The sequence below is a fragment of the Streptomyces filipinensis genome, assembly GCF_014649495.1.
Classification (GTDB): Bacteria; Actinomycetota; Actinomycetes; order Streptomycetales; family Streptomycetaceae; genus Streptomyces; species Streptomyces filipinensis.
This window is the reverse complement of record NZ_BMTD01000007.1, coordinates 222,885-248,660: the sequence shown is the minus strand read 5'-3', so window position 1 is coordinate 248,660 and position 25,776 is coordinate 222,885. Positions and strand designations below refer to the sequence as shown.

General features: G+C 73.0%; 25 protein-coding genes and 1 pseudogene. 13 read left to right on the top strand and 13 right to left on the bottom strand.

The features are described 5' to 3' along the window. Positions 1–27: 27 nt before the first annotated feature. Entirely contained in the window at positions 28–762 is a 735-nt protein-coding gene (locus IE244_RS18335) for a TioE family transcriptional regulator (RefSeq protein WP_191874592.1), read from the bottom strand. A 101-nt stretch (positions 763–863) separates the two neighbouring features. Here IE244_RS18335 and IE244_RS18330 point away from each other — a divergent pair, with 101 nt between their 5' ends. Together IE244_RS18330 and IE244_RS18325 are read left to right on the top strand one after the other, a co-directional pair. Continuing rightward, entirely contained in the window at positions 864–2,024 is a 1,161-nt protein-coding gene (locus IE244_RS18330) for an erythromycin esterase family protein (protein WP_191874591.1), read from the top strand. Positions 2,025–2,121: 97 nt separating this feature from the next. Next, positions 2,122–2,520 (top strand): ACT domain-containing protein, encoded by a 399-nt coding sequence (locus IE244_RS18325; RefSeq protein WP_191874590.1) that lies wholly within the window; start codon positions 2,122–2,124, stop codon positions 2,518–2,520. 202 nt (positions 2,521–2,722) lie between these two features. On the opposite strand, the gene IE244_RS18320 is transcribed toward IE244_RS18325, so the two are convergent. Then, positions 2,723–3,184 (bottom strand): GNAT family N-acetyltransferase, encoded by a 462-nt coding sequence (locus IE244_RS18320; RefSeq protein WP_191874589.1) that lies wholly within the window; start codon positions 3,182–3,184, stop codon positions 2,723–2,725. A gap of 529 nt (positions 3,185–3,713) precedes the next feature. Here IE244_RS18320 and IE244_RS18315 point away from each other — a divergent pair. Continuing rightward, positions 3,714–4,361: a hypothetical protein gene (locus IE244_RS18315; RefSeq protein ID WP_191874588.1), complete on the top strand. Its 648-nt coding sequence runs from the start codon at positions 3,714–3,716 to the stop codon at positions 4,359–4,361. A gap of 228 nt (positions 4,362–4,589) precedes the next feature. Here IE244_RS18315 and IE244_RS18310 read toward each other — a convergent pair whose 3' ends face one another. After that, positions 4,590–5,546, bottom strand: a complete 957-nt coding sequence (locus tag IE244_RS18310) for a hypothetical protein (RefSeq protein WP_191874587.1) — start codon at positions 5,544–5,546, stop codon at positions 4,590–4,592. Positions 5,547–5,597: 51 nt separating this feature from the next. After that, a complete protein-coding gene (locus IE244_RS18305) occupies positions 5,598–6,917 on the bottom strand; it encodes an MFS transporter (protein WP_229854186.1) in 1,320 nt (439 codons plus the stop codon). Positions 6,918–6,973: 56 nt separating this feature from the next. Between IE244_RS18305 and IE244_RS18300 the strand changes: the two genes are divergently transcribed. Both IE244_RS18300 and IE244_RS18295 read left to right on the top strand, forming a co-directional pair. After that, positions 6,974–7,567 (top strand): CGNR zinc finger domain-containing protein, encoded by a 594-nt coding sequence (locus tag IE244_RS18300; RefSeq protein WP_191874586.1) that lies wholly within the window; start codon positions 6,974–6,976, stop codon positions 7,565–7,567. 443 nt (positions 7,568–8,010) lie between these two features. Further along, positions 8,011–8,341 (top strand): annotated as a pseudogene (locus IE244_RS18295) (alpha/beta hydrolase); the annotation flags it as partial. On the opposite strand, the gene IE244_RS42045 reads toward IE244_RS18295, so the two are convergent. Next, on the bottom strand, positions 8,338–8,661 hold the full coding sequence (locus IE244_RS42045; RefSeq protein ID WP_229854185.1) for a hypothetical protein: 324 nt from the start codon (positions 8,659–8,661) through the stop codon (positions 8,338–8,340). The pseudogene IE244_RS18295 and the gene IE244_RS42045 sit on opposite strands and share 4 nt — an antisense overlap. 577 nt (positions 8,662–9,238) lie before the next feature. Here IE244_RS42045 and IE244_RS18285 point away from each other — a divergent pair. Next, positions 9,239–9,988: an SDR family oxidoreductase gene (locus tag IE244_RS18285; RefSeq protein WP_191874585.1), complete on the top strand. Its 750-nt coding sequence runs from the start codon at positions 9,239–9,241 to the stop codon at positions 9,986–9,988. A 54-nt stretch (positions 9,989–10,042) separates the two neighbouring features. Here the strand turns inward: IE244_RS18285 and IE244_RS18280 are convergent, their stop codons facing one another. After that, positions 10,043–11,101, bottom strand: coding sequence for a YihY/virulence factor BrkB family protein (locus IE244_RS18280; protein WP_191874584.1), 1,059 nt, complete (start codon positions 11,099–11,101; stop codon positions 10,043–10,045). Positions 11,102–11,207: 106 nt separating this feature from the next. On the opposite strand from IE244_RS18280, the gene IE244_RS18275 reads away from it, so the two are divergent. The 3 genes from IE244_RS18275 (at position 11,208) to IE244_RS18265 (ending at position 13,564) form a co-directional block, all read left to right on the top strand. Next, the gene (locus IE244_RS18275) at positions 11,208–11,813 is read left to right on the top strand and encodes a YdeI/OmpD-associated family protein (RefSeq protein ID WP_191874583.1); all 606 of its coding nucleotides are present in this window, start codon (positions 11,208–11,210) and stop codon (positions 11,811–11,813) included. A gap of 246 nt (positions 11,814–12,059) precedes the next feature. Continuing rightward, complete coding sequence (locus tag IE244_RS18270) at positions 12,060–12,524, top strand: MerR family transcriptional regulator (RefSeq protein WP_191874582.1); 465 nt, start codon at positions 12,060–12,062, stop codon at positions 12,522–12,524. An 8-nt stretch (positions 12,525–12,532) separates the two neighbouring features. Continuing rightward, a complete protein-coding gene (locus tag IE244_RS18265) occupies positions 12,533–13,564 on the top strand; it encodes an aldo/keto reductase (RefSeq protein ID WP_191874581.1) in 1,032 nt (343 codons plus the stop codon). Positions 13,565–13,582: 18 nt separating this feature from the next. On the opposite strand, the gene IE244_RS43170 is transcribed toward IE244_RS18265, so the two are convergent. Next, positions 13,583–13,660, bottom strand: coding sequence for a 50S ribosomal protein bL37 (locus tag IE244_RS43170; protein WP_373305753.1), 78 nt, complete (start codon positions 13,658–13,660; stop codon positions 13,583–13,585). Between the two features lie 230 nt (positions 13,661–13,890). On the opposite strand from IE244_RS43170, the gene IE244_RS18260 reads away from it, so the two are divergent. After that, positions 13,891–14,364, top strand: coding sequence for a GreA/GreB family elongation factor (locus IE244_RS18260; RefSeq protein WP_191874580.1), 474 nt, complete (start codon positions 13,891–13,893; stop codon positions 14,362–14,364). Here the strand turns inward: IE244_RS18260 and IE244_RS18255 are convergent. Next, complete coding sequence (locus IE244_RS18255; RefSeq protein WP_191874579.1) at positions 14,352–16,850, bottom strand: ATP-dependent Clp protease ATP-binding subunit; 2,499 nt, start codon at positions 16,848–16,850, stop codon at positions 14,352–14,354. The two genes, IE244_RS18260 and IE244_RS18255, sit on opposite strands and share 13 nt — an antisense overlap. Positions 16,851–17,046: 196 nt before the next feature. On the opposite strand from IE244_RS18255, the gene IE244_RS18250 reads away from it, so the two are divergent. Beyond that, a complete protein-coding gene (locus tag IE244_RS18250; RefSeq protein WP_191874578.1) occupies positions 17,047–17,418 on the top strand; it encodes a thioesterase family protein in 372 nt (123 codons plus the stop codon). 18 nt (positions 17,419–17,436) lie between these two features. Here the strand turns inward: IE244_RS18250 and IE244_RS18245 are convergent, their stop codons facing one another. The 3 genes from IE244_RS18245 to IE244_RS18235 all read right to left on the bottom strand — a co-directional run bounded on the left by IE244_RS18245 (position 17,437) and on the right by IE244_RS18235 (position 20,478). Continuing rightward, the gene (locus IE244_RS18245; RefSeq protein WP_191874577.1) at positions 17,437–17,814 is read right to left on the bottom strand and encodes an NUDIX domain-containing protein; all 378 of its coding nucleotides are present in this window, start codon (positions 17,812–17,814) and stop codon (positions 17,437–17,439) included. A 105-nt stretch (positions 17,815–17,919) separates the two neighbouring features. Beyond that, a complete protein-coding gene (locus IE244_RS18240; RefSeq protein ID WP_191874576.1) occupies positions 17,920–18,801 on the bottom strand; it encodes a YegS/Rv2252/BmrU family lipid kinase in 882 nt (293 codons plus the stop codon). An 84-nt stretch (positions 18,802–18,885) separates the two neighbouring features. Beyond that, a complete protein-coding gene (locus tag IE244_RS18235; RefSeq protein ID WP_191874575.1) occupies positions 18,886–20,478 on the bottom strand; it encodes an FAD-binding oxidoreductase in 1,593 nt (530 codons plus the stop codon). Positions 20,479–20,591: 113 nt separating this feature from the next. On the opposite strand from IE244_RS18235, the gene IE244_RS18230 reads away from it, so the two are divergent. Both IE244_RS18230 and IE244_RS18225 read left to right on the top strand, forming a co-directional pair. After that, on the top strand, positions 20,592–21,191 hold the full coding sequence (locus tag IE244_RS18230; protein ID WP_191874574.1) for a TetR/AcrR family transcriptional regulator: 600 nt from the start codon (positions 20,592–20,594) through the stop codon (positions 21,189–21,191). After that, positions 21,188–22,771 carry a glycerol-3-phosphate dehydrogenase/oxidase gene (locus tag IE244_RS18225; protein ID WP_191874573.1) on the top strand — a complete coding sequence of 528 codons (1,584 nt, stop codon included), beginning with the start codon at positions 21,188–21,190 and terminating at the stop codon, positions 22,769–22,771. Before IE244_RS18230 ends, IE244_RS18225 begins: the two co-directional genes overlap by 4 nt. A 608-nt stretch (positions 22,772–23,379) precedes the next feature. Here IE244_RS18225 and IE244_RS18220 read toward each other — a convergent pair. Together IE244_RS18220 and IE244_RS18215 are read right to left on the bottom strand one after the other, a co-directional pair. After that, entirely contained in the window at positions 23,380–24,831 is a 1,452-nt protein-coding gene (locus tag IE244_RS18220) for a WGR domain-containing protein (protein WP_191874572.1), read from the bottom strand. Between the two features lie 139 nt (positions 24,832–24,970). Continuing rightward, positions 24,971–25,621: a TetR/AcrR family transcriptional regulator gene (locus IE244_RS18215; RefSeq protein ID WP_191874571.1), complete on the bottom strand. Its 651-nt coding sequence runs from the start codon at positions 25,619–25,621 to the stop codon at positions 24,971–24,973. Positions 25,622–25,776: the final 155 nt, after the last annotated feature.

Sequence of the window (25,776 nt, the reverse complement as noted above, 5' to 3'; positions counted from 1 at the left end):
AGGCGGTGCCTTGGTCCGCTCGACGCGTCATGAACGGCCTGGAGGGAGTGCGTGGTTCTCGCTGCCGAGGTAGGCGCTGAGACGCGTGGCGGCGCGCAGCATGGCCAGGCCCTGGGCGGTGAGTTTGCGTTGCCAGGTGTCCAGGGAGGCGGACAGCGCCTGCGTGCCGCCGGCCGAGCGGATCTGCTGGACCACGGTCGCGATGTGGTCGAGCGGATAGCCCCCGCGGCGCAGGAGGTGGGCCAGTTCGGCGTCGCGGATGTCGTCGGCGTGGAAGACGCGGTATCCGGTGGACGGGTCCCGGGCGGGCGTGAGGATGCCGGCGCTCTCCCAGTTGCGCAAGGTCGCCGGGGTGACGTCGAGTTGGTGCGCGAGTTCGCCTACGGTGCGGGTTCCGGGATCCGGTGCGGGGGCCGGGGCCGCCGGGGACTCCGCTGTCAGGTGGCGTACCGCCGTGCGCACGGCATCGAGGGTGTCGCGGTCCCGGAGCAGCTGGGCGTGGCCGCGGTCGACCGTCGCCAGGGCCTCGTCGAGTGCGTCCCGGTGGACGGCGTTCATGATCTGCCCGGCCGCGGCGTAGCCGTACGCCGGGACGAGCGCCAGGTAGGCGCGGAGCGCTGCCGCGTGCAGCTCGGTGTAGATCCGGTAGCCGCTGGCGGTGCGCTCGGCGGGCGGGATGCATCCGTGCCGCTCGTAGTTGCGCACCGCCTGCGTCGAGATGCCGTGCTCGCGCGCGAGGTCGGTCGGTCGCAGGGTGCTCACCGGTTGAGACTTTATCCCAGTCCGCACCTCAACACAGCGGTGGGCGAGCGCGGTGGTTCCGCAAAGCCTCAACCGATCTTTCAAAGATACGATTGAGATCCATGAGTCAGGACATCCGCGACTTCGTGACCCCGTCATGCGACCTCTTGGCGCTCGGGGAGCCCACACACCAGGAACCGGCCTTCGGACGGGTCCGCAACGAGCTGTTCGCCCGGCTGGCCGACCACGGCTTCCGGTCGATCGCCCTGGAGACCGATCGCGTGGCGGCCCTCGCCGTGAACGACTACGTCCAGGAGGGAACGGGGAGCCTCGACGCCCTCATGCGCGACGGCTTCTCCCACGGCTTCGGCGACCAGGACGCCAACCGGCGGCTCGTCAGCTGGATGCGGGAGCACAACCGGAACCGGCCGCCGGCAGAACGTCTGGCCTTCCACGGCTTCGACGCGCCGCTGGAGACCACGACCGCACCCAGCCCACGGGCCTGTCTGGAACACGCCCGCGACTACCTGGGACTCGACCTCGACCTGGCGGAACTCACCGGCGACGACACACGGTGGAGCCGACCCGAGGCGGTCCTGGACCACACCATGTCGCCCGGTGCCACCGCCGAGGCCGAGCGACTGCGGTCGATCGCCGACGACATGCTCGTCTCGCTCTACGGCCGCGCCCCCGAACTGATCGCGGCGACCTCCCGCGCCGCGTGGTTGAGGGCCAGGACACACCTCACCGCCGGCCTCGACCTGCTGCGCTACCACAAGCAGTCGGCGCAGCCCCTGGAACCGAGTCCGCGGATAGCCGGCCTGGCCGCCACCCGGGACGCGCTCATGGCCCAGAACCTCCTGGACATCCGGGCCATCGAGGAGCGGCGGGGCCCGACCCTGGTCTTCGCGCACAACCTCCACCTGCAGCGAAACTCCAGTGTCTGGAGCCTGGGTGACCTCGCCGCCCAGTGGTCCGGTGCCGGCGCCATCGTGGCCTCTCTGCTGGGCGAACGGTACGTGTGCGTCGTCGGCAGCCTGGGCCGCAGCGAGGTTCTGGGGCTTCGGGAACCCGCCCCGGACACCCATGAGGGCCGCCTGCAGAGCCGCACCAGCACCTGGCGCCTGGAACAACCGGCAACCGCGGACCCGGCCGCGCGCACCCGTACGGACACACACCCGAGGCAGGGCTACTTCCCGCTCGACCAGGCGACACTGGGCGCGGTGGACGCGGTCCTGCACGTCAGCGACGGCACGGCAGCCGGCACACCCGCACACACATGACGCGGCCGGGCGGCCGACCGTGTGCCGCCGGGCCACGTGGAGGACCGTCACGGCTCGCCTGCCCGGCGCGCGGCCGGTCGCCGCGTAGGCTGGGCCGGTGCCCGGCGAGACCGATCTGCAGACACTGCTCAGCGGCATGCGTCCGGAGCTGAATCCGGGCCGCTTTGTCTTCACGATGGCCGAGGGAGGGGTGCCGTCCGGCGTCAGTCCCGTGGTGATGGTCGCCGAGCAGGAGGGCCTGACCCTCGTCGTGCCTCAGGCGGAGGCGGACGCGGCGGGAATGGCGTACGACTACGTGGCCGGATGGATCACCTTGCGGGTGCACTCCGCGCTGGCAGCGGTCGGTCTGACCGCGGCCGTCTCCCGGGCGCTGGCCGACGCGGGCCTGAGCTGCAACGTGGTCGCCGGCTTCCACCACGACCACCTCTTCGTGCCCTACGAACAGGCCAGGCAGGCCGTGGAGGTCCTCCAGGACCTGTCCCGCGCCTCTTCCTGAGCCGGCGGTCGGCCCGCGGGTCCGGGGCGGCGGCAGGGACTGATCTGCTCCGGCCGCTCCGAGTGTCCGGCCGTGGCGCGGCGGCGATGGGACACGCGTCGACTGCCGCAACTCCGGGCCACCACCGGGGCGTTCACGGCGGTGTCGTGTCCCGCGGTGCGAAGAGGGGTCTGAGGTCGGATCCCGGCAGCGGGTGCCCTCGTCACGGGGCGTCGGTGGGCGCGGGGGCCGGTTCACGGACCATGAACACGTCCACCGGGTCCTCGCTCTCCACCGTGAAGCCGTGGCGCTCGTACAGCCGGCGGGCCCGGCTCCCCTGGAGCACGTTCAACCGGATCCGGCTGTCCTCCCGGTCGCACCGCTCCGCCACCATCCGCAGCACGGCTGATCCGATGCCCCTGCCCTGCAGGTTCGGGTCGAGGTAGAAGTGCTCCAGCCAGTGACCGTCCGGCGCCGGCCGCAGCCCCACACATCCGGCCAGGACACCGCCCGCCTCGATCACCTGGGTGTGGTCCGGTGCGAACCCGTCCCGCAGTCGCTGCCGTACCCGGCGCTCGTCGTACCGGCCGAGACGCTCCAGGTCCGCTCTCATCACCACGGCCCGCAGCTCGGCCACCGGCTCGACGTCCGCGGCCTTCGCGGGACGTATCTCCCCATCCGCCATGATCGAGATGCTGACGCGCCGGGGGCGGCGCATCGGGCGGCTCCGTGGCGTCTGCGGACCGCGCCCCAACGGCCCCGGGAGAAGGGCGTGATGGCCCGGTGGTCACCGATCGGAGGCGGTTTCGGCCCTGACGCACCCGCCCGGCCCGCCCGGGCACGTCCGCTGCCGCGCCCCCGGGCGGACACACCACGGGTGTACCGTCCGCGAACACACGGCAGGCCGGACACGTCAGGGGAGTTCACCGCCACCGTGTCACCCGATGGTGTGCGTCATCGGGGAATCCGCCGCCTCGTGCATCCGCCCTGGCCGGACTCGCCGGCCTTCGGCATCCTCAAGGGGGGAATGGCGTATGCCGGCACAACGCACAGGATTCACTCAGTCGAAACAGGTCGGGCCACCCGTATCATCCCAGTGTCGGGACACCCCCACAGGAAACCCCGCTCTGCGGGAAGCCGCAGCACAACTCCCGCTCCCCGCTTGCCGCAACCTGAGGCAAAGGAGCGCACCACACTCACGATCGGAGCGACAGATGCCTGAGCCCACCACACCCGTCACCGAGTTGACCTCGCAGTACGTCAGCCAGGTCACCAACGACCTGGAGCACAACGTCAAGGAACAGGAACGCATCACCGCAGAAATCGTGGCGCTGCAGGAGCAGTTGACCGCCCTGCAGCATGATCACACCGTTTTGACGAGCATGCAGCAGGCGCTCGGCGTGACCTCGGTGGGCGCACCCGCCACCACCGACAGTGCCGTGGTGCCCGGCCCGCGGACGAAGACCACGGCCACCGCCGGCACACGCCGGACGCCGAAGAAGGCGGCCACGGAGCAGTCCGAGCCCAGGAAGCGGTCCGCCAAGAAGCCCGTGGCCGCGAAGCCCACGGCGAAGAAGGCGGCGGCCCCGACGGCGCAGCCCACGCTCGTCGAGCTCGTCCGCCGCCATCTCGCGGACCAGCAGGAGCCCCGCTCCGCGGCGGAGGTCGCCGAGGCGCTTGAGAAGGCACATCCCGACCGGGCGATCCAGACCAAGGTCATCCGCACCACGCTGGAGAACCTCGTGGCCCGCAACAACGCCCAGCGCACCAAGCAGGGCTCGTCCGTCTTCTACACCCTTCCCGCCGGCTCGGAGCCGGCCGCGGCGAGCGCGGAGGAGCCCCAGCCCGAAGCCGCCGAGTGAACCGTGGCCCCGTCTCCCCGTCCTGACCGTGCCTGACCGCGCCTGAGCGCCGCGGGGGCTGCCCGAGCCCCAGCCCGCTCGGGAACGGTCTCGCCCGGCGCCGAAGGGTGTCGCCGAACCCTGGGACGGGGCCGGTCCGGCGCGCCGCGCCGCTCGTCGTCGAGCGGGCGTCGCCGCCTGGAACCGGGAAAGGGCTGACGCGGTGTCAGTTCAAGCCGCCGCCACGGCTCACATGCCGGGGCTCACCTTCTGTCGCGTCTGGTCGAACTCCGCCACCGGATCGCCGCCGGTCTGCCAGGGCCAGGGGGTGACGATGCCGCCGATCACCTCGAAGACGGGCCGCGCCTCGGCGCGCCGGTCCGCGGCCATCAGCGCGTAGGCGAGGAGGTTGAGGTCGGCGACCGCCTTGGCGTGACGGAGGAAACCGGGCTGGGCCCATGTGTGCGCCACGCGGTCGAGGGCCTGTGCGGCCATCGCCTGGGACCAGTGGTTGCGCGCCACCAGTGCCTCGAACCCGCCGCGGTGGAGGATGGCGTGGTACTGCAGGACCTGGGCGGTGAGTTCGGTCGCGACGCACGGTGCGTTGGCCGGCATGCGGGCACCCAGGGTGTCCACGAACTCCAGGACCTGGATGCGCGAGCCCGCCTCCTCCGGGCTGAGGTAGGCCAGCATGCTCAGATAGGCCTCGCGGTTCCAGCGGTCGCGTGCGAGCACCTCGTTCCACACCCCGAAGACCTGGGACTGCTCCCGGCGCTCCAGACGGGCCACCGCGAGGAGGGCCACCCAGGGAGCCGGGTCGTCCGGGGCGAGCTCTGCAGCCCGCAGACATGTCTCGACGGTGCCGGCCGGGTCTTCCAGGCGCCCCTCGGTACGGGCCCGCGCCACCTGGGTCCAGGCGTGCAGGACGAGTGCGTTCGCGCTGCGGGGCTCACGGGTGACCCAGGAGCGCGGCAGCTGGGATCCGGCGAGGTATCCCGCCAGGACGTCCATGCGGTGCGTCCGGCGGTCCCAGTCGCCGGGGTCCTGCTCCAGGAGCCGGGACATCTGCGCCACACACAGCTCGGTGGTGCCGAAGGTGCCGGTCCTGGTGGTCGCCACGAGAGACTTCAGCAGCTTGCCCAGCTCCTGGTCGTCCAGCTCCGGAGCGAGGCGGGCCCTTCTGCGGCGACTTGAAAGAAATGCCATGGCCGGAGGCTAGGACGGATCGGTGAGGATACAAGAGCTGGGCCGAGATCGTTATGGTTTACACGTATCATCCGTCATCTGTCCGGGCCACGGCGGGTTGCCGGCGTTCCGGGCCTGCTCGGCCGCGTCCGTCCCCGGTCGTGGCGATGCGTTCTTCGCTCCCTTCGACGAACGGCACCGTTCCGGGCCGGCCGAGCAGGAGGCCGGTGACGGCGCTCCGGGGGCGTCCAGCGGTACGGCGTGGAAGGCCAGCGCCGCCGCGGCCGTCACGCCCGATGCCGTTGCGAGGGCGCCGGGGAGGGACCAGGTCGCGAGCGGACCGGCGAGTGCGGCGCCCGCCGCGAAACCGGTGATCTTCAGACTGGCACCGGTGGTGAAGATCTGGCCGCGCAGACGGTCCGGAGCCTCCCGGTGGCGTATCGCGAACAGGGCGGTGAGCTGTGGTCCTTCGCCGATTCCGATGAGCAGCAGGGCCAGGACGAGTCCGGCGGGACGGTCCGTCGCCGCCAGGGCGAGCGCGGCGGCCTGGATCAGGGCACCGGCCCGGATGATCGAGTCGGGGGTCACCGACCGGGCAGAACGTGCCAGTACGGCGTTGGCCGCCAGGGCCGAGACGGCCGTACAGGACAGCAGCAGCGCGCCGCGCCCCGCGCCGCCGAGGACATGGGCGCCCAGCAGCGGGACACAGGCCGTCAGCATGCCCTGCGTCGCGCAGCACACGACCGAGACCAGGGTCGCCCGCGCCAGCCGGCGCCTGCCGACGACGACCCGTAGTCCGGCGGCCAGGTCGCCGATCAGCGGACCCCGCTCCGCTTCCCGCAACGGCACGGGACGCCCCGGCAGCCTCCACGCGGCAGGCGCCGCGGAGCCGATGAGCGCCGCCGCCACCACGACGGCCGTCGACGCCCCCAGCGTCTCGGCCAGGCCCCCGGCCAGACTCGGTCCGGCCAGGCTCGCCATGCCGAAGGTCATGGCGTCGAGCGCGTTCGCCCGTGGCAGCCGGCCGTCCGCGGCCACGCGCGGCAGCTGGCCCGTCCAGCCGCCCGACAGCGCCGGCCCCAGCGAACCGGTCAGTACGGCGATCACGACGGTGACCATGAGCGGAAGCCGGCCGAGCCCCACGAGGATGGCCACCAGGCCGGCCGCGTACAGTGCGAGCGCCGCGGCCAGCAGCCGTCCCGGCCGCTGCTGCCGGTCGAGCACCGCGCCGAGCACCGGCCCCCCGGCGGCCGCCGCGGCTGTGATGCCCGCGAGCAGCGCCGCCGCCGTGGAGGCGGACCCGGCGACGGCGTATCCCGCCAGCATCAGCGCCGGTCCCGCCATCTCGTCGCCGGTGCGGGCCACCACCGCTCCCGCGAAGTAGAAAGCCATCGAGTAACGCCTTGGCACGGGGGTGACGTTATGGAGGTAACTCAAAACTGCGCAATATGCGTTACATTGCGCGGGTGTCCTCCCACGATGCCGACGGCGACTGGTCCACCCGGCACTCCGTCCTGACCATGGCGCGCCGCACCGCCGCCCTCGTCAACGCCCTCGCCGAGGACCGTCCCGGCTCCGACCGCCTCGCGGAGGTGCTGCGCGCGTACGGCGAGAAGGGCCCCGTCGACCTCACGGCCCGTGACGTCGCACGGATGCGGGAGGTCGCCGACCGGCTGCGGGAGGTCTTCGCCGCGGAGCACGCCGACGAGGCTGCCGTCACCCTCAACCGTCTGCTGGGCGGACACACCGGACCGCTCCGCCTGACCTCACACGGCGGCGGCACGCCCTGGCATCCCCACCTCGACCGCGACGACGACGCCCCCTGGGACGAGTGGTTCCTCGCCTCGTCGTGCCTGGCCCTGACCGTTCTCCTCTGGGACCGCCAGCTCCCGCCCGGCAGGCTCTGCGCATCGGCCGCCTGCCGGAACGTCTTCATCACCCAAGGGCCCGGCCCCGAACGCCGCTACTGCTCCCGGCGCTGCGCGACCCGCGAGCGTGTCGCGGCCCACCGGCGCGCCCGCTCCGCGCCCCCACGGGGGTGACCGCAGGTCGCGGCACCGTTCGCTCATGGCAGCGCGCGGGTGAGCCACACCGCGACGCGCCGCGGTGGTCCGCGCCGACGCGGTCGCGCTCGAAGCCGAGCTGCTCCGGGACCCGGAGCGACGGTGTGTTCCGGCTCCGCGCCGTCGCCCACAGGCATGTCCGGCCGGTCTCGGCAGCCGCGCCGGGCAGGGCGGACCGCCTCGGCCGCCCAGCCCTGCCCGTGCGCTCGGCGAGCGTCTCGCAGGCGATCTCGGTAGGTGGGCGGTGGTCCCCGCATCGTGAGGGCGGCGTGGCACTCCCCGTACCCGTGCGTCGCCACCGCGCGCACCACGTGCGGAACGGGGCGAAACCATGCAGGGTGGCTACAACGGCGGTATGCCATGGGCCCTTCCCCGCACCGGCGGCCGCACGGTGGCGTCCAGTGGCGCCCGAGCACTCGGCGTACACGACCGACGAGTCCGAGCGCGCCCAGACCACCGCCTCCCCGCTGCGCGCCACCACCGAGCAGCTGGCCGGACTGCCCCCGGCGCTGTTCGTCACCGGCGAGGCCGACGTCCTGCGCGACGAGGGCGAGGCCTACGCCAACAAGCCGCGAGGCCGGCGTCCCGGTCACCGCCGTGCGTCTCCAGGGCATCGTCCACGACTTCGTGATGCTCAACGCCCTGCGGGAGACCCAGGCGGCCGAGGCCGCGATCGGCCTGGCCGTCCGCACCCTCCGCTCGGCGCTGCACCCACGTGAGCCCGGTCCGGGGGAGGCTCGGCGCGCCTGCTAGGCGCGGGTGGCGTCGCACACCGTCCAGATCTCCCGCAGCAGGGCAGGGTAGTTGTCGCCGTACGCGGTGATGCCCGCGTACACCGCGTCGAGGGCCGCCCGCAGCGGGTCGGGGCCGGCGGCGCCGAGCAGCGCGGGTACGGCCATGTGCGGCTGGGAGAGGCGCAGATGCGGGGACGGCTCGCCAAGGGTGGCCAGCAGGGTGTACCGCGCCGCTTCGGCGGGCTCCTCCGTCGGCGACCCGGGCGGCTCCGGCGCCGGTGTCCAGTCGGCCGCGGGCCCCACGATCAGTGCGGTCGGATCGGCCACGGGAACCGGCACGGACACCTCGTCGCCCGCGGGCGGCACGCCGAAGGGCGCACAGCACGAGCGCGGTGTCGCCCGAGACGGGGCGGAAGGACACCTCCACGACGTCCTCCCAGCCGGCGTCCAACGGCGGGGCCTCCTCGTGCACTTCGACGGTGAAGCCGACGTCGCCCGTGTGCAGTCCGGTCGTCAGCCACAGGGCTCCGGGGATCGCCGCGCCGCACAGCCCGCAGGACTGGCCTGCGAACGCGTCGGCGAGGTCCGGGCCGTAGCTGTCCGGATCGCTCTCGACGTAGAGCTGGCCGTAGTGGACATGGACTTCTCCCTCGACCGGCCTGCGCATCACTGCCCCCATCGCCTCCGGAGACGGACCGTGCTTCGCACCCTACGGCCCGGCACTGACAACGCCCGGTCCACGCCCGTCACCGCGGTGACGGCCGGGCGGCTGGGCGGCTGGGCGGCCGGGCGGCTGGGCGGCTGGGCGGAGCCGACAGCGCCGCCGAACCGGGGCCCGCGGGCCCGTACTCCCCCTCGCCAGGTCGAGGTCCGTTCGCCGCCAGCGTTGCCCCCGCCCCGCCGGTGGGATGGAGGCATGACTTCACGGGCAACCCTGAACGGCAGGAAGGCACTGGTCACCGGCGGCAGCCGGGGCATCGGTGCGGCGACGGCACGGCGACTGGCGCAGGAGGGCGCGGACGTGGCCGTGACCTTTGTGCAGGGCAAGGAGGCGGCGGAGGACCTGGTGCGGGAGATCCGGGCGCTGGGGCGACGGGCGGTGGCCCTGCGTGCCGACGCCGCGGACGCGGCGGAGGCGCCGGAGGCGGTCGGCCGGGCGGCCGAGGCACTCGGCGGGCTGGACGTCCTCGTGAACAACGCGGCCGTCGGACTGATGCAGCCGCTGGAGAGCATGTCGCTCGCCGACGTGGACCGCGTGATCGCCGTGAACGTGCGCGGGGTGTTCCTGGCCGCCCAGGCCGCCGCCGCGCTGATGGCACCCGGCGGACGGATCATCACCGTCGGCAGTTGCATCACCCAGCGCGTGCCGGGCCCCGGCGCCTCGCTGTACGCGATGAGCAAGTCGGCGGTCGTGGGTCTCACCAAGGCGCTGGCCCGCGAGCTGGGCGGGCGGGGGATCACGGCGAACGTGGTGCACCCGGGCCCGACCGACACCGACATGAACCCCGCGGACGGGCCCTTCGCCTCCGGCCAGGCCGCCATGACCGCCCTCGGCCGGTTCGGCACGGCCGAGGAGGTGGCGTCGACCGTGGCCTACCTGGCGGGACCGCGGACGGTGTACGTGACGGGCGCGGAGTTCTCCGTGGACGGCGGGTACGCGGCATGAGCGGGGGCGGGGCGCACCGTGCTGCGGCGTGGTGCGCCCCGCCCGCCTCCGGGGTCATGTCTCGTTCAGCCGGCGTACGTCCTCCTCGTCCCACTTGCTGGTGTCCCGGGGCTGGGTGTAGGGCTCGGCCTCGGGCGGATGGCCGCCGGCGACGGCCCGCTGCCGCACGGTCTCCGCGTCGAACTCCAGGCCCAGCAGGATCGCCAGGTTGCTGATCCACAGCCAGACCAGGAAGACGATGACGCCGGCCATGGTGCCGTAGGTCTTGTTGTAGGAGGCGAAGTTCCCGACGTAGAAGGCGAACCCGGCGGAGGCGATCATCCAGATCGCCAGCGCCAGGACGCTGCCCGGGGTGATCCACCGGAAGCCCTTGACCCTGGCGTTCGGTGTCGCCCAGTAGAGGATCGCGATCATCATCGTGACGAGCACGACCAACACCGGCCACTTCGCGATCGACCACACCGTCAGTGCCATGTCGCCGGCCCCCAGCGCCTGACCGGCGCGGCGGGCCAGACCGCCGGTGAAGACGACGATCAGCGCGCTGGCCACGGCGAGGACCATCAGCACCAGTGTGACGCCGACCCGCACCGGCAGGATCTTCCACACCGGGCGGCCCTCGGGCATGTCGTAGACGGCGTTGGCGGCGCGGATGAAGGCGGCCACGTAGCCGGAGGCCGACCACACCGCCAGTACGAGGCCGACGACGGCCATGACGGAGCCGGTGCCGGCGTTGTTCTGCAGTTGCTCCACGGCCCTCGTGATGATGTCCCGGGCGGAGCCGGGCGCCAGATGCCTGAGGTCGGCCAGCACCTTGTCGGTGGCCGACCTGCCGGCGACGGCCAGCAGCGACACCAGTACCAGCAGCGCCGGGAACAGGGCGAGGACGCCGTAGTAGGTCAGGGCGGCGGCCCGGTCGGTCAGCTCGTCGTCGCGGAACTCGCGCAGGGAGCCCTTGAACACGGCTGCCCAGGCCCGCCTGGGCAGCTTCGCCGGGGTGTCGGGGGCGGCCTGCTCGACCTGCCGGCCGGGCCCGGCCTCCTCCGGCGCCGGTACGTGCGGCGCCGCGGCCACGTCGTCCTCGTGGTGGCGCCCGGGAAGATGCAGTTTCGCCATGGCGTTCGGGTAACCCGGCCGCGCGGCCTCAAGCCCGGGGATGTCCGCGGGAATCAGGTGTGCCGCCCGATTGACCGTGTCCCCGGGGTGGGTTTGGATGTGACACATGTCGGGTCCGGCGCAGACGGGTGGAGCACACGAGGCGGCCGATCCGGTCCTCGCCTTCGCCTCGCAGGAGGCGTGGGAGGAGTGGCTGGAGGAGCATCACGCCGGCGTGCGGGGCGTCTGGCTGAAGATCCCGAAGAAGGACTCCGGGATCGCCGGGGTCGACTACGCGGGGGCACTGGAGTCGGCCCTGTGCTTCGGCTGGATCGACGGGCAGAAGAAGAAGCTGGACGAGCGGCACTGGCTGCAGCGCTTCACCCCGCGCCGGCGGGGCGGCAAGTGGTCGAGGGTGAACCGGCAGAAGGCGACCGAACTCACGGAGCAGGGCCGGATGCGACCGGCCGGCCTGCTTGAGGTGGAGAAGGCCAAGGCGGACGGCCGCTGGGAGGCGGCGTACGAGAACCAGGGCGCGGCCACGGTCCCCGACGACCTCCGGGCGGCCCTGGAGGCCGTTCCGGAGGCGCGGGACTTCTTCGCCGTGCTCGACAGCCGCAACCGGTTCGCGATCCTCTACCGCGTCCAGGACGCCAAGAAGCCACAGACCCGGGCGGCGCGCATCGAGAAGTTCGTCGCCATGCTGGCCGCGCGGCAGAAGATCCATCCCTGAGCCGCGGCGTGCGGGCCCTGCGGCCGCCGGGGCTCAGGCCCTCCCGGGCCGCGGCTCGCGGCGCCGCGGAGGGAACAGGCCCAGGCCGGCTCCGGGCGAGACGGCCCCCCTGCCCACCGCTGCCGGGATGCCCTGCGTGCCGTCCACCGCGAGGGCGCGGAAGGCGGCGACGGCGCCGTTGCAACAGGAGCATGATCACCGGGGACACTTGCTTGAAGCGCACTTGAACGATCTAGCGTGGGTCGCATGACGGTGATCGACAGCACGCCCGTGACGTCCTCGCCCGTGGACACCTGCGCGTCCACGGAACCGGTGCGGCCTCGGCCCGACGGCCAGGACCGCTACACGATCAGCGAGGTCGCGGCGTTGACGGGGCTCCGCCCGCACACACTGCGCTGGTACGAACAGATCGGTCTGATGCCGCAGGTGGAGCGGTCGCACGCGGGCCAACGCCGGTTCGACAACCGGGACCTGGAGTGGCTCGCCTGCGTGACCAAGCTGCGGCTGACCGGGATGCCGGTGGCGCACATGGTGCGCTACGCCGAGCTGGTCCGCCAGGGGCCCGCGTCCTACGGGGAACGGCAGCGGATGCTGGAGCGGACCCGGCGCGATGTCCTCGCACGGATCGCCGAGTTGCACGACACCCTCACCCTGCTGGACACCAAGATCGACTTTTACGCGGACGCCCACCGGGCGTCGGAAGGGGCCTGAGCGCCGTCATGGGCAACACCGTCGAACAGATCCGCAAGGTCGAACTGGGCACCGGCGGCCCGCTGGTCGGCGTCCAGGGCTTCGGGGCCATGGGCATCAGCGCCGCCTACGGGCAGACCGACGACGCCGCCGCCCGCGAGACGCTGGAGGCGACCGTCGCGGCGGGCGTCACCCTCATCGACACCGCCGACATGTACGGCGTCGGCGCCAACGAGGAGTTCCTCGCGCCGTTCGTGGCCGCACACCGCGACGAGATCACGCTGGCCACCAAGTTCGGCATCGAATACCGTGCGGACGACCCGGGCTACCGGGCCATCCGCAACGACCCCGGTTACATCAGGCAGGCCGTCGAGGCGAGCCTGCGCCGCCTGGGCGTCGAGGTCATCGACCTCTACTACATGCACCGCCGCGACCCCGGGATCCCGCTCGCCGAATCGGTCGGTGCCATGGCCGAGCTGGTGCGGGAGGGCAAGGTCAAGCACCTCGGCCTGAGCGAGGTGACCGGTGCCGAACTGCGTGAGGCACACGGCGTGCACCCCATCGCCGCCGTGCAGACGGAGTGGTCGCTGTTCAGCAGGGACGTGGAGCACAGTGTCGTGGGCGTGGCGGCCGAGCTCGGTGTCGCCTTCGTACCGTACTCGCCGCTCGGCCGGGGCTTCCTGACCGGCTCCTTCTCCGACGCGGACAAGGAGCTGTCCGGCAGCGACTTCCGCAAGCTGCTGCCGCGCTACACCGGCGACAACGCCAGGGCGAACGCCGCGCTCCTCGCTCCCCTGCACAGGATCGCCGCCGATCACGGGGCGACCACCGCGCAGATCGCGCTGGCCTGGGTGCAGCAGCGGTCCGAGGTGCACGGTCTGACCGTCGTGCCGATCCCCGGAACCCGCAAGCGCGGCCGCCTGCTGGAGAACGCCGGGGCCACCCGGATCACGCTGAGCGCCGACGAGCTGGCCGTGCTGGAGCCGATCGCCGGACAGGTGGCGGGTGACCGCTATGCGGACATGTCCCTCACGTCGGCGGCCAGGGAGCCCCAGGCGTGAGGTGAGCCGTCCGGCTCGTCAGCACTGGGGCCGCTTCCCGTGGTTGGCGGCATGGCCGCGGCGCGACTTCTTCTTGCGGCGTCGCTTAGAGGACATGGGAACCTCCTGGGGGCGAGGAAAACGATGCGGACATCCGGATATATCCGGATGTCACCGTAATCACGGTATATCCGGATGTGCCACCCCTCCACCGCAGCCCCGGACACTCCTCCGTCCTCGCCGCGCGGTTCGGGACCGCACACCTGCCGGACCGCGTTGATACGATGCGGAAAATGTCCGACATGTAAGAATTCCCCACGATCCCCCTCTGGACCGGAGGAGCCGGAATGGCCGGTGACCCGAAGCCGATCAGCGCCGCGGCCCGGCACGCGCTGGAGCAGGAGCTGGCCGATCTGCGCGACGAGCGCCGGCTCGTCGCCGGAACCCTGCAGGACGCCACCGATGTGGGCGATCAGGCCGACCAGGCCGACCAGTTGCGGCGCGCCGATCAGCTCGACCGGCTGGACCGCCGTATCCGGGACATCACCGAGCGGCTGCGCCAGGCGGAGGCCGCCGGGCCGCCCTCGACGGACGTGGTCGGCGTGGGCAGCACGGTCACCGTCCGCTTCCCGGACGGCGTGCAGGAGACACTCCAGATCGGCGAGGCCGCCGAGGCCTTCGACCAGAACCTGGTCACCTCGGACAGCCCGCTCGGCCGTGCCCTGCTCGGGCGTCATGCCGGGGACTCGGTGCACTTCGACACGCCGGACGGCCCGTCGAGCGCGGAGGTCGTGTCGATCGGGGACGTTCAGTCCGCGTAGTCGCCACCCTTGCGCACCGTGCAGTGCAGTGAGTCGTGCTGTACGTCGGCGACGATGGTGTCGCCGGGTCCGGCCTCGCCGCTGAGCAGGAGGGTGGCGATGCGGTTGTCGAGTTCCGCCTGGATCGTACGGCGCAGCGGCCGGGCGCCGAACTCCGGCTGGTGACCGTGCGCGATGAGCAGTTTCTTCGCCGCCTCGGTGACCTCCAGCGTCATCCCCTGGGCGTGGACGCGGCGCTTGCTCTGGTCCAGCAGGTGCTCCACGATCTCGCCGAGGTCGTCCTCGGTCAGCCCGTGGAAGATGATGATGTCGTCGATCCGGTTGAGGAACTCCGGCAGGAACCTCCCGCGCAGATCCTCCATCAACTCGTCCTTCAGCTCCGACACATCACCCTTGTGGTCCAGGATCCGGTGCGCGCCGATGTTGGACGTCATGATGACGACGCAGTGCCGGAAGTCGACGGTGCGGCCCTGGGCGTCGGTCAGCCGGCCGTCGTCCAGGATCTGCAACAGCGTGTTGAAGACGTCCGGGTGCGCCTTTTCCACCTCGTCGAACAGCACCACGCTGTAGGGCTGGCGGCGTACCTTCTCGGTCAGCTGGCCCGCCTCCTCGTACCCCACGTATCCGGGAGGGGCGCCGACGAGCCTGGCGACCGTGTGCTTCTCCTGGAACTCGCTCATGTCGAAGCGGATCATCCGGTCCTCGTCACCGAACAGCAGTGCCGCGAGGGTCTTGGCGAGTTCGGTCTTGCCCACACCCGTGGGGCCGAGGAAGAGGAAGGAGCCCACCGGCCGGTTCGGATCGCCCATACCGGCGCGGTTGCGGCGCACCGCCTGGGACACGGCCGTGACCGCCTCGTCCTGGCCGACGATCCGGGCGTGCATATCCTCCTCCAGCCGGAGCAGCTTCTCCCTCTCGCTCGCCGTCAGCTGTGACACCGGGATCCCCGTGCGGCGCGAGACGACGTCGGCGATGTCCGCGGCCGTGACGGAGACGACTCCCTCGCGGCGTTCCTCGATGCCGGCGAGTTCGCCCTCGACCTCGGCGATCTCCCGCTTCACCTCGGAGGCCTTCTCGAAGTCCTCGACGGCGACGGCCTGTTCGAGTTCACGGCGCAGGCTCGCGATACGGTCCTCGCGGCTGACGACCTCCGTGGACCGCCCCGCGCCGCGCAGCCGTACCCGCGCACCGGCCTGGTCCATCACGTCGATGGCCTTGTCGGGGAGGAACCGGTCGGTGACATAGCGGTCGGACAGCTCCGCGGCCGCGACCAGGGCAGCGTCGTCGAACCGGACCTGGTGGTGCGCCTCGTAGGAGTCCCGCAGCCCTTCCAGGATCTGCACGGTCTCCTCCACGGTCGGCTCCGACACCATCACCGGCTGGAACCGGCGCTCCAACGCCGCGTCCTTCTCGACGTACTTGCGGTACTCGTCGATCGTCGTGGCCCCGACGACGTGGAGTTCGCCGCGCGCGAGCGCGGGCTTGAGCATGTTGCCCGCGTCCATCGAGCCCTCCCCCGTCGCGCCGGCGCCGACGACGGTGTGCAACTCGTCGATGAACAGGATGATCCGCCCCTTGGAAGCCTGGACGTCCTCGATGACCTTCTTCAGCCGCTCCTCGAACTGACCCCGGTACTGCGCCCCCGCCACCATGCCCGACAGATCGAGCGCGACGACCCTCTTGTCCTTCAGGCTGTCGGGCACCTCACCCGCCACGATCCGCTGCGCGAGTCCCTCCACGATCGCGGTCTTGCCCACTCCCGGCTCACCGATCAGCACGGGGTTGTTCTTCGACCGCCGCGAGAGGATCTCGACCGTCTGCTCGATCTCCTCCCCCCGCCCCACCACCGGATCCAGTCTCCCCGCCCTGGCCTCCTCCGTCAGGTCCCTGCCGTACTCGTCCAACGTCGTCGCCGGTGTCTTCTTCCGTTCCGTGGGAAGTCCGTCGCCACGGGCGGCCTGTTCGGTCAGATCCGCCAGTTTCCTCGTGTCCATGCCCTCGGCGCGCAGCAGCTTGGCCGCTCCCGTGTCGGTGTCGCCCAGCAGCGCGCCCAGGATGTGCTCGGGGCCGATGTAGGACACTCCGGCCGCCTGCGACTGGGCGAAGGCGGCACCCAGCGTGCGCTTGGCCGCGGGGGTGAGGCCCGGCTGCGAGGAGGGTTCGCCGGACTCCCGGGGGAGGATCTTGCCGAGCTCGTCGGCCAGTGCGTCGGGATCGATGCCCACCTGGGAGAGCAGCCTGCGGGACGGCTCGACCTTCGTGGTCGCCCACAGCAGGTGTTCGGTGTCCAGGTCGGACGTTCCGTCCTCGACGGCCCGCTGTGCGGCCAGGTTCAGCAGTTCCTGCGACGACTCCGTCAGCAGCCGGCCTATGGGCACCCGCTGGACCGCGGGAGGCGACGACGCCGGAGACATCCCGAAGAAGCGGTTGAAGAGTTCACTGAAGGGGTCCGACGAACCGAACGGTGCACCGAAGGACATCGACATGGCAGCTCCTGGGCGCGGGGGCCAGCACTCCGCGGGGTCGTTGTTCCGGAGGGTCCGGGGGCTTTGTTGCGGGGGACCGTAATCACTGAAACGCGCTGGACGCGGCGCCGCAAACGGAAGACATGACGTGCGCGGGGGCCGGCACGACTGGGCGTGCGGTACGGCGTGCCGGGTCTGCCGACGCTAGCGTGGTGGCATGCGCCACGAGGTGACCGATGCCGACACCGCGGCGGCCATGGGCAGCGGCGACGTGCCCGTGCTCGCCACTCCGCGGCTGATCGCGTGGATGGAGGCGGCCACCGTCGAGGCCGCCGCGCCCCTCGTCGAGCCGGGCCGGACCAGCGTCGGAACACAGGTGCGGGTCCGGCATCTGCGGGCCACGCCCGTCGGGGGCCGGGTGGAGGTGAGCGCCGAGACCGCCGGCTCCGGAGCCGGCGGGCGGCTCACGTTCGCGGTCCGGGCCGTCGACGCCTCGGGGCAGCTGGTCGCGACGGGCGAGATCGACCGCGCCATCGTCGACCGGGAGCGGTTCCTGGCACGCGTGCCGGATCCGGCGGCGGAACGCTGACCGCGGGCCCGGCACGGCTCACGTGGGCGTGTGACCCCGCAGGTACGCGCGTACGGCCGCCGGGAGCACCGCGCCGGCTGTCTCGGGGATCGGCGTCCAGCGCACCTGCTCCGGCGCGAGCGCGGCCCCGTCCGACGGGGACTCGCTCAGCAGCTGGCACACCACCACCGACGGCTCGTCGGCCGGGGCCTGGTCGTGCGGGGCCAGGGGCTCGGTGCCGTCGACGAGATAGCCGGTGAGTTCGTAGACGACGCGCGCCGCGGTGGCCTCGGCCGGCTCGGCCGGTTGCGGAGTGCCCGACGGCAGGGTCCACCGGTCGCCGTCCGCCACCAGCAGCAGCCGTCCGTCGTACAGGACGACCGCCTGCACCGCGCCCTGGGCAGGGTCCAGACTCATCACCGACCACCCTTCCTCCGCCGGCGCGCCCGGCCGGGTCCTCCTCCCCTACCCAGGGCCGGCCCGTCCTGCACCGACGCGGTGTCAGTTCCCCCGCGCGGGCGGTCAGTACAGCATTGGCAGGTCTTCGGGCCGTACCCGCACCGTCACGGGCAGCGTGGCGTCGACCTCGCCGTCGGCGCCGTAGGGGACGGGCCGGTCCGCCTCGATCCGCAGTTCCCTGCCGCGCAGGACGCGCACCTCCGGGCGGTGGATGTGGGCGCCTGTCTTCAGCTCGTTCATGAGGGCGAAGAACAGTCTGCGGGGTGCGTCGCGGATCATCACCACGTCCAGCAGTCCGTCGTCGACGCGCGCGTCGGGGGCGATGAGCCGGCCGGAGCCGTAGTAGGGGGAGTTCGCGGCGACCACGGTGTAGCCGCGGTGCGTGTGTTCCTCGCCGTCGACGGTGACCCGGTAGTCGGCCGCGCGCCAGGTGGTGACGGCGCGCAGACCGCCCGCGTAGTAGGAGGCGGCGCCGCGCAGCAGCCGGGCGTGGTTGGCGTGCCGGTTGGCCACGGCGTCCACGCCTGCGTAGACGCTGCCCAGGACCACGGTGCGCGGGTGGACGGCCGACTCCACCTCGATGGTGTCGACGGGCCGGGGCTCGGCGTGCAGCAGCAGGTCGGCGAGTGCGGCGGGGTCGGCGGGCAGCTTCAGGGCGCGGGCGAAGTCGTTGCCGCGTCCCGCGGGCACCAGGCCCAGGACGGTACCGGTGCCGCTCAGCGCGCCGCCGATGCCGCCGGCGATCCCGTCGCCGCCGACGGCCAGCACGATCCGGCCGCGCTCGCCCGCGCGGCGTGCGAGGTCCTGGGCGTGGGCGAGGCTGTGGCTGTACTCCGTCTCCAGCTCGGCTCCTGCCTCGCGCAGCAGCCGGGCCAGGTGCAGCAGTGTCGCCGCCCCGGTGGAGCCGCCCGCGGTGGGGTTGACGACGGCGGTGAACTGTCGCATCGGTGTGCCTCCGAAGCAGGCGGATCGGGTGGGTCGGCCGGATCTGGTGGGACGGACGTCGGTGGGGCGGACGTCGGTGGGGCGTCAGTCGGTGGGGAGCAGGACGCCGGGGTTGAGCAGGCCCTCGGGGTCAAGGCTGCCCTTGACGGCGCGCAGGGCCGCGATGCCGAGCGGTCCGGCCTCGCGGACGTACCAGTCGCGGTGGTCGGTGCCGACCCCGTGATGGTGCGAGATGGTGCCGCCGGCCGCCAGTACGGCCTCGTTGGCCGCGTGCTTGGCGGGGGTCCAGTGGGCCACCGGGTCCTCGCCCTGGGCGCTGACGACGGTGAAGTACAGGGAGGCGCCGTTCTCGTACACGTGGGAGATGTGGCACATCACCAGGGGCGGGGTGCCGGCCTCGGCGAGGGTGTCGGTGAGCGCGGCGCGTACGGCCTGGTAGAGGTCGGGGATGCGGGACCAGAAGGCGGCGGTCTCCAGCGTCTCGGCGAAGGCGCCGACGTCGAGGAGGGCGTCGCGCAGGTACGGCGCCGAGTAGCGGCCGTGGGCCCAGCGCTCGCCCGGTTCGGCGCCGACGAGGGTGCCGCCGCAGGCGGTGAGGACGGCCGCCGCCTGCTCCCGGCGCAGCGCGGTGTCCTCGGCCGTGCCCTCGTAGCCGGTGATGGCGAGGCAGCCGGCCGCGCTCTGCGCCAGGTCGCCGCCGATGGCGTCGGGCTGGGCCAGGCCGATCAGCGTCTCGGTCTCGTCGGACAGGCGCAGCACGGTGGGCCGGGGTCCGTCCTGGGCGAGCCGGCGCAGGGCGGCGGCTCCCTCCTCGAACGAGGAGAACCGCCAGCCCTCGTAGATCCGTTCCTGCGGCACGGGGCGGATCCGTACGGTGACGGAGGTGATGACGCCGAAGGCGCCTTCCGAGCCCAGGACGAGCTGGCGCAGGTCCGGGCCGGCGGCGGAGCGCGGGGCACGGCCCGTCTCGAGCGTGCCCTCGGGCGTGGCGAGGGTCAGGCCGAGGACCATCTCGTCGAAGCGGCCGTATCCGGCGGAGGCCTGTCCGCTGGAGCGGGCCGCGGCGAAGCCGCCGATGGTGGCCCATTCGAAGGACTGCGGGAAGTGACCGAGGGTGAAGCCGTGTGCGGCGAGCAGCGCCTCGGCCTCGGGGGCGCGCAGGCCGGGCTGGAGTACGGCGGTGCGCGAGACGGGGTCCAGGGCGAGCAGGCCGTCCATGCGGCGCAGGTCCAGCGCGATGAACGCGGTGCGCTGGGGGGCGAGTCCGCCGACGACCGAGGTGCCGCCGCCGAAGGGGACGACGGCGAGGCCGTGCGCGGCGCAGGCACGCAGGACGGCGAGCACCTCGTCGTGGGAGGCGGGCAGGACCACGGCCTGCGGGACGTCGGAGAAGTCCCCGGCGCGGATGCGCAGCAGGTCGGGCGTGGACTTGCCGCGGGTGTGACGGACGCGGCTCTCGCTGTCGGTGCGGACGTGGTCGTCGCCGCCGACGGCCTCGGCGAGGGCCTTCAGCGCGGCCGGATCCGCCGTGGTGCCGGGCAGCCGGATGTCCTCCAGCGAGACGGCGGGGGTGGTGCGGGGCTTGACGCCGAGCAGGTCGCGCAGCAGTGCGGTCACCGAGTCGGGCAGCGGTGCCGCCTTGGCCGGGTCGCCCCAGCCGTTCCACAGCATGTCCATTGAACGGTCGTCCTCACAGGTCGGTGTGCTCGGTTCGCGCGGCGGCCCGGCGGCCGTGCCCGGAACGACGGTGTCCTGCTTCCGCCCGGCCCCGGGGCGTTACACTGTGACACATGACGCCTATTCGTCACAACGGTTCCGACAACGATCATGTGCTCGACGCGGTGCGCGACTGTGTGCTGGCCGTCGGAGTCCGCCGCACCACCCTCGCCGACGTGGCCCGCCGCGCCGGCGTCTCCCGGATGACGCTGTACCGCCGCTGGCCGGACCTGCGGACCCTGGTCGGCGATCTGATGACCCGGGAGTGGATCGACGTGGCCACCCGGGCGATCCCCGATCCCACGGCCGGCACGGACACCCGCACCCGGCTCGTGGACGGACTGGTGAGGGGCGTCGAGGCGTTCCGGGCGCACCCGCTCTTCCGCAAGATCATCGACGTCGATCCGGAACTGCTGCTGCCGTACGTACTGGACCGGCGCGGAGCGAGCCAGGAGGCGCTGCTGACCCTGCTGGCCGACGCGGTGCGCGCGGGCCACGCGGACGGGTCGGTGCGTCACGGCCATGTCGAACGGCAGTCCCGCGCCCTGCTGCTGACCGTGCAGTCCTTCACCCTGTCCCTGCGCACGATGACCGACGAGGACGATCCGGAGCTGGACTCCGCGGCCTTCCTCGGCGAATTGCGCTCCCTCCTGGAGAGGACCCTCACGCCATGAGTCACACCAGGTCCCACACCGGCTCGTCCCTCAGCGCCCACCGCCGCCGGCGGGAACTGGCCGAGGCCGCCGACGGCAGGGTCGCCGACGTCCTGGTCGTCGGGCTCGGCGCCACGGGCGCCGGAGCCGCACTGGACGCGGCGGCACGGGGGCTGGACGTCGTCGCGGTGGACGCCCACGACCTGGCCTTCGGCACCTCCCGCTGGAGCTCGAAGCTGATCCACGGCGGGCTGCGCTACCTCGCCTCCGCGCAGTTCGACGTCGCGCACGAGAGCGCGGTCGAACGGGGGGTGCTGATGACCCGGACCGCCCCGCACCTGGTGGCCGCCCAGCCGTTCGTCCTCCCGCTGACCCCGCTGGTCTCCAGGGCCCAGGCCTCGCTGGCCTGGGCCGGGTTCCGGGCCGGGGACATGCTGCGGCTGGCCGCCCGGACCCCCCGCCAGGCGCTGCCCGCGCCGCGCCGGCTGTCGGCTACGGAGGCCCGGCACCTGGCGCCCTCGGTACGCCCGGCCGGCCTGCGCGGCGGACTGCTGTCCTGGGACGGCAAGGTGACCGACGACGCCCGGCTGGTCACCGCCCTGGCCAGGACCGCAGCCGCACAGGGCGCCCGGGTGCTGACGCGGGTCAGGGTGCTGGAGCTGACCGGCACGGGCGCCCGGATCCGCGACGAACTCACCGGCGAGGAGGGCGAGATCAGGGCCCGCGCCGTCATCAACGCGACCGGGGTGTGGGCGGGTGACCTCGTCGAGGGCATCCGGATCCGGCCGTCCCGCGGCACCCACCTGGTCCTGCGCTCGGAGCGGCTCGGCGCGCTGCCGGCGGGCCTGCACATCCCGATCCCCGGCGAGACCAACCGCTTCGTCCTCGTCCTCCCACAGGGCGACGGGCGGGTGTACGTCGGCCTCACCGACGAGCCGGTCGAGGGCGGCATCCCGGACGTCCCCGACGTGCCCGAGACGGACATCGGCTTCCTGCTGGACGTGCTCGGATCGGCCCTGGACGTGCCGGTGGCCCGGGAGGAGGTCGTCGGCGCCTTCGCCGGCCTGCGCCCCCTGCTGGACACGTCCGCGGACGACGGCCGCGCCGGCGCGCCCGCCCGCACCTCCGACATCTCCCGCCGACACGCGGTACTGACGTCCGCCGACGGGGTCACCACGATCGTCGGCGGCAAGCTCACCACCTACCGGCGGATGGCACAGGACGCCGTGGACGCCGCGACCGCCGCCCGGGGCCTTCCCGCCGGCCCCTCCCCCACCGCCGCACTGCCCCTGGTCGGCGCCGCCGCACCGGCACGGCTGCGCACCCTGCCGGCACCCCGCCGCCTGGTCCGCCGCTACGGCACCGAAGCCGCGGCCGTCCACGCCCTCACGGTGCAGGATCCCGCCCTGGCCGAGCCGGTCCTGCCGGGCCACCCGGTGACCCGCGCGGAACTGCTGTGGGCGGTCCGGCACGAGGGCGCACTGGACGAGTCGGACCTCCTGGACCGCCGCACCCGCATCGGTCTGGTACCGGAGGACCGCGCCGAGGCACACGCCGCGGCACGGGAGGCACTGGTGGAGGCGGCGGCTCCACGTCCCTGAATCCCCCGGCCACCGGCCGACGGCAACGGGAGCCGCAGACCGCCGCTGGCGGCACAGCAGGTCGGCGGTCGGCGGTCGGCGGTCGGCGGTCGGCGGTCGGCGGTCGGCGGTCGGCGGTCGGCGGTCGGCGGGGAGACGCTATCGGAGCCGCCGACCCGCGGCGGCGGGCCATGTGCCGGCGGACCGACGGTGGCTGGGGCAGTGGACCAGCAGGGGCCGGACGGGAGGCAGCCTGCAGCGGAACCGCACGCCTGCGGCGGCGAAGCCGCAGACCGGCGGGCGGGCAGGCGGCAGCACGACCCGCGCAACGTCGGCCAGGCCGCAGCCTGACGGACCGACGACAGCGCGACCCGCAGACCAGCGGCGACAGGGCGACAGGGCGACAGGGCGACAGGGCGACAGGGCGACAGGGCGACAGGGCGACAGGGCGACAGGGCGACAGGGCGACAGGGCGACAGGGCGACCGTAGCGCGAACCACACGCCTGCGGCCGCGACACCGCACACCAGCAGACCGACCGCGGCGCGGCCCGCGCCCCCACGGCCACGAAGCCCCGGCCCGACGGGCCGACCGCCGGCGGGGGCTGCACCCCTGCCGTCACGAGAGCTGTCACAGCAGGCGGCGGATGTCTCCGCGGACGCGGTAGAAGCCGCTCGCCGCCGGGTGCAGAGCGTCCACGACGTAGCGGGCGCCCGGCTGGCGTATGGCGCGCGGGAACTGGACGTTCCAGGAGGCGTCGTAGCCCTCGGACACCACGTGCACCCGCAGCCGGCCGCCCTCCTGCACGCACTCGACCACGACGGCCCCGGAGGGGGCCCGGTCGACGGTGGCCACCGCGGCCACGGCGGTGGCGGGTGCGTAGGTGGGCAGGGCGGCGGCGAGCTTGACGTCCCGTGCCACCGGCACCGTGCCCTGCTGGGCCGCGGAGATCGCCGTCTCGCTCGCGTCGACGCACACCAGCGAGCCGTCGGTGGTCACCAGGTACAACCGCTCGTCGCGGTACTGCATCGACAGCGCCGAGCCGCCACCCGTGCCGAGCTTCCACAGACGCGTGCCGTCCCGGTCGAAGCAGTAGACGGACGACGCGGCGTCCCCGGCGAAGACGAACCGCCCGCCCGGCGACGTGGCACACGAGTAGACCGCGCCGTCGCAGTGGTACGTCGCCTCGATCGCGCCCGTCGCCTTCGACAGCCGCTGGACCACGCGGTGCCCCGTGCCCGCGTACACGGCGTCGTCCTCCTGCCAGCCGAAGAGCACGCTGCCCTTGGTGGCCGTGTGCCACAACTCGCCGCTGCCGTCGGGCGCGTAGGCGGTGACGCCCGTGAGATGGCCGTGGTAGACGGCCCGGTCGTCGGCGCGGACCATCCAGGCGTGTTCGCCCTGGCTGCGGCGGGCCCACTGGTGTTCGTCCTCGTGGTCGATGACGGTGAGCCGGCCGGCGCGGTCCGAGACGTTCAGGATGCCCTCGTGGATGTCCAGCCAGAAGATGTCGACGTCCGCGGCGATGTCGTACGCGGCGAACGGCAGTTTGGAGGAGAGGTCGTAGACCTTGCCGTCGTCGCAGCCTGCGTAGATCCAGAAGTCGTCGGCGACCAGGCACTTCACTCCGTCCGGCAGGCTGAACCGCGCGAGGACGGAGCCGTCGTGGCCGAGGGTGTAGACGTCCCCCGCCTGGTTGCCGACCCAGCAGTGCTCGTCGTCGACATGGATGCCGAACGCGGCGGATCCGGTGCTCAACCGCCACAGGACGGGCGCCACCGCACGGGCGGTGGACGGGGCCGAGCTGACCTGACGCCGGGTCACCGCGCGCGGCGCACGCTGCCCCCGGACGGCCGGGGCATAGCCCTTGCGGACCTTCTCCCCCACCTTCTTCGCGGCCGCCGCCCTGGCCTTCTCGGCGGTCGGGAAGGTCGTCGTCTGGATCTGCCCCGCGGCACCGATCCTTCCGTACCGCACCGTCACCACCTTGCCGTCGACGGTCACTTCGTAGAACTTGTGGGCGCCGCCGCCCTCCTGTGACAGCTCCAGGTACGTCGTCGACACCGCGGCAGCCGTGGTCATGGCAGGCCCCTCCCCAGGACGGACCCGCGGCCGTTCCGGCAGGCCCTCACTGACCGAACCGTAAGGGCGACCACTGACAACGCCCCCGCACCGGGGGCGCAGCCGGCCTCTGCCCGGCGGACAGGCAGGCGCCCGCCGGCTAACCGTCCCCGGCGCTGTCCGGCGTCAACGCGCTCATCCCGCCGACCAGTTGACGCAGACAGTCGACCGCCAGCGCGGCCGGTGAGGCCTCACCGGTGACCCCGGCCTCCGTGGCGGCCCAGGTCTCCAGCGCGATCCGGATCGCATCCGTGGCCGCCGCGGCGACGAGGCGTACCTGCACCGTCTGGAGACGTCCGTCCGCGAGCCGGGCGACGACCGGGACGAGCCGTTCCTCCGACTCCTGGTTGACGCGGTACCACACCGCGCGCAGCGCCGGATCGCCCTCCGCCGCCCGCAGCAGCCCGCGGGTCCGCAGCAGCGCCCGGGCGGCCTGCGCGTCCGGTGCCGCCAGGGACTGCTCCACCGCCGTCTCCAGCGCCCGGGACACGTCCGCGCCCGGCTCCGCCGCCTCCAGCAGGGCCCGCCACCGGTCGGCGCCGTCGGCGAGCAGCGGGCTCACCGCGTCCTGCTTCGAGCGGAAGTAGCGGTAGAAGGTCCGCAGCGCGACGCCCGCGTGCCGGGCGATCTCCTCGGCCGTGGTCGCGTGCGGTCCCTGAGTGGCGAACAGCTCTGCCGCCGCGTGCGCGATCTCGAGCTGGGTGGCGGCCTTGCGGCGCTCGTTCAAGGAGGAGGGCGGCTTGGTGCTCACCCCAGAAGGGTACGGCCCCACACCGGAGAGTGGCATGCACTGCCTGGATGGCAAAATGTGCCACTCCGGCGTAACGTGAAGCGCCGAGAACGTCGGCAGTCAAGCGATCCGGCGTCACGGAAGGCCCCGCCGCACACCGGCGGGGCGGGCAGGAG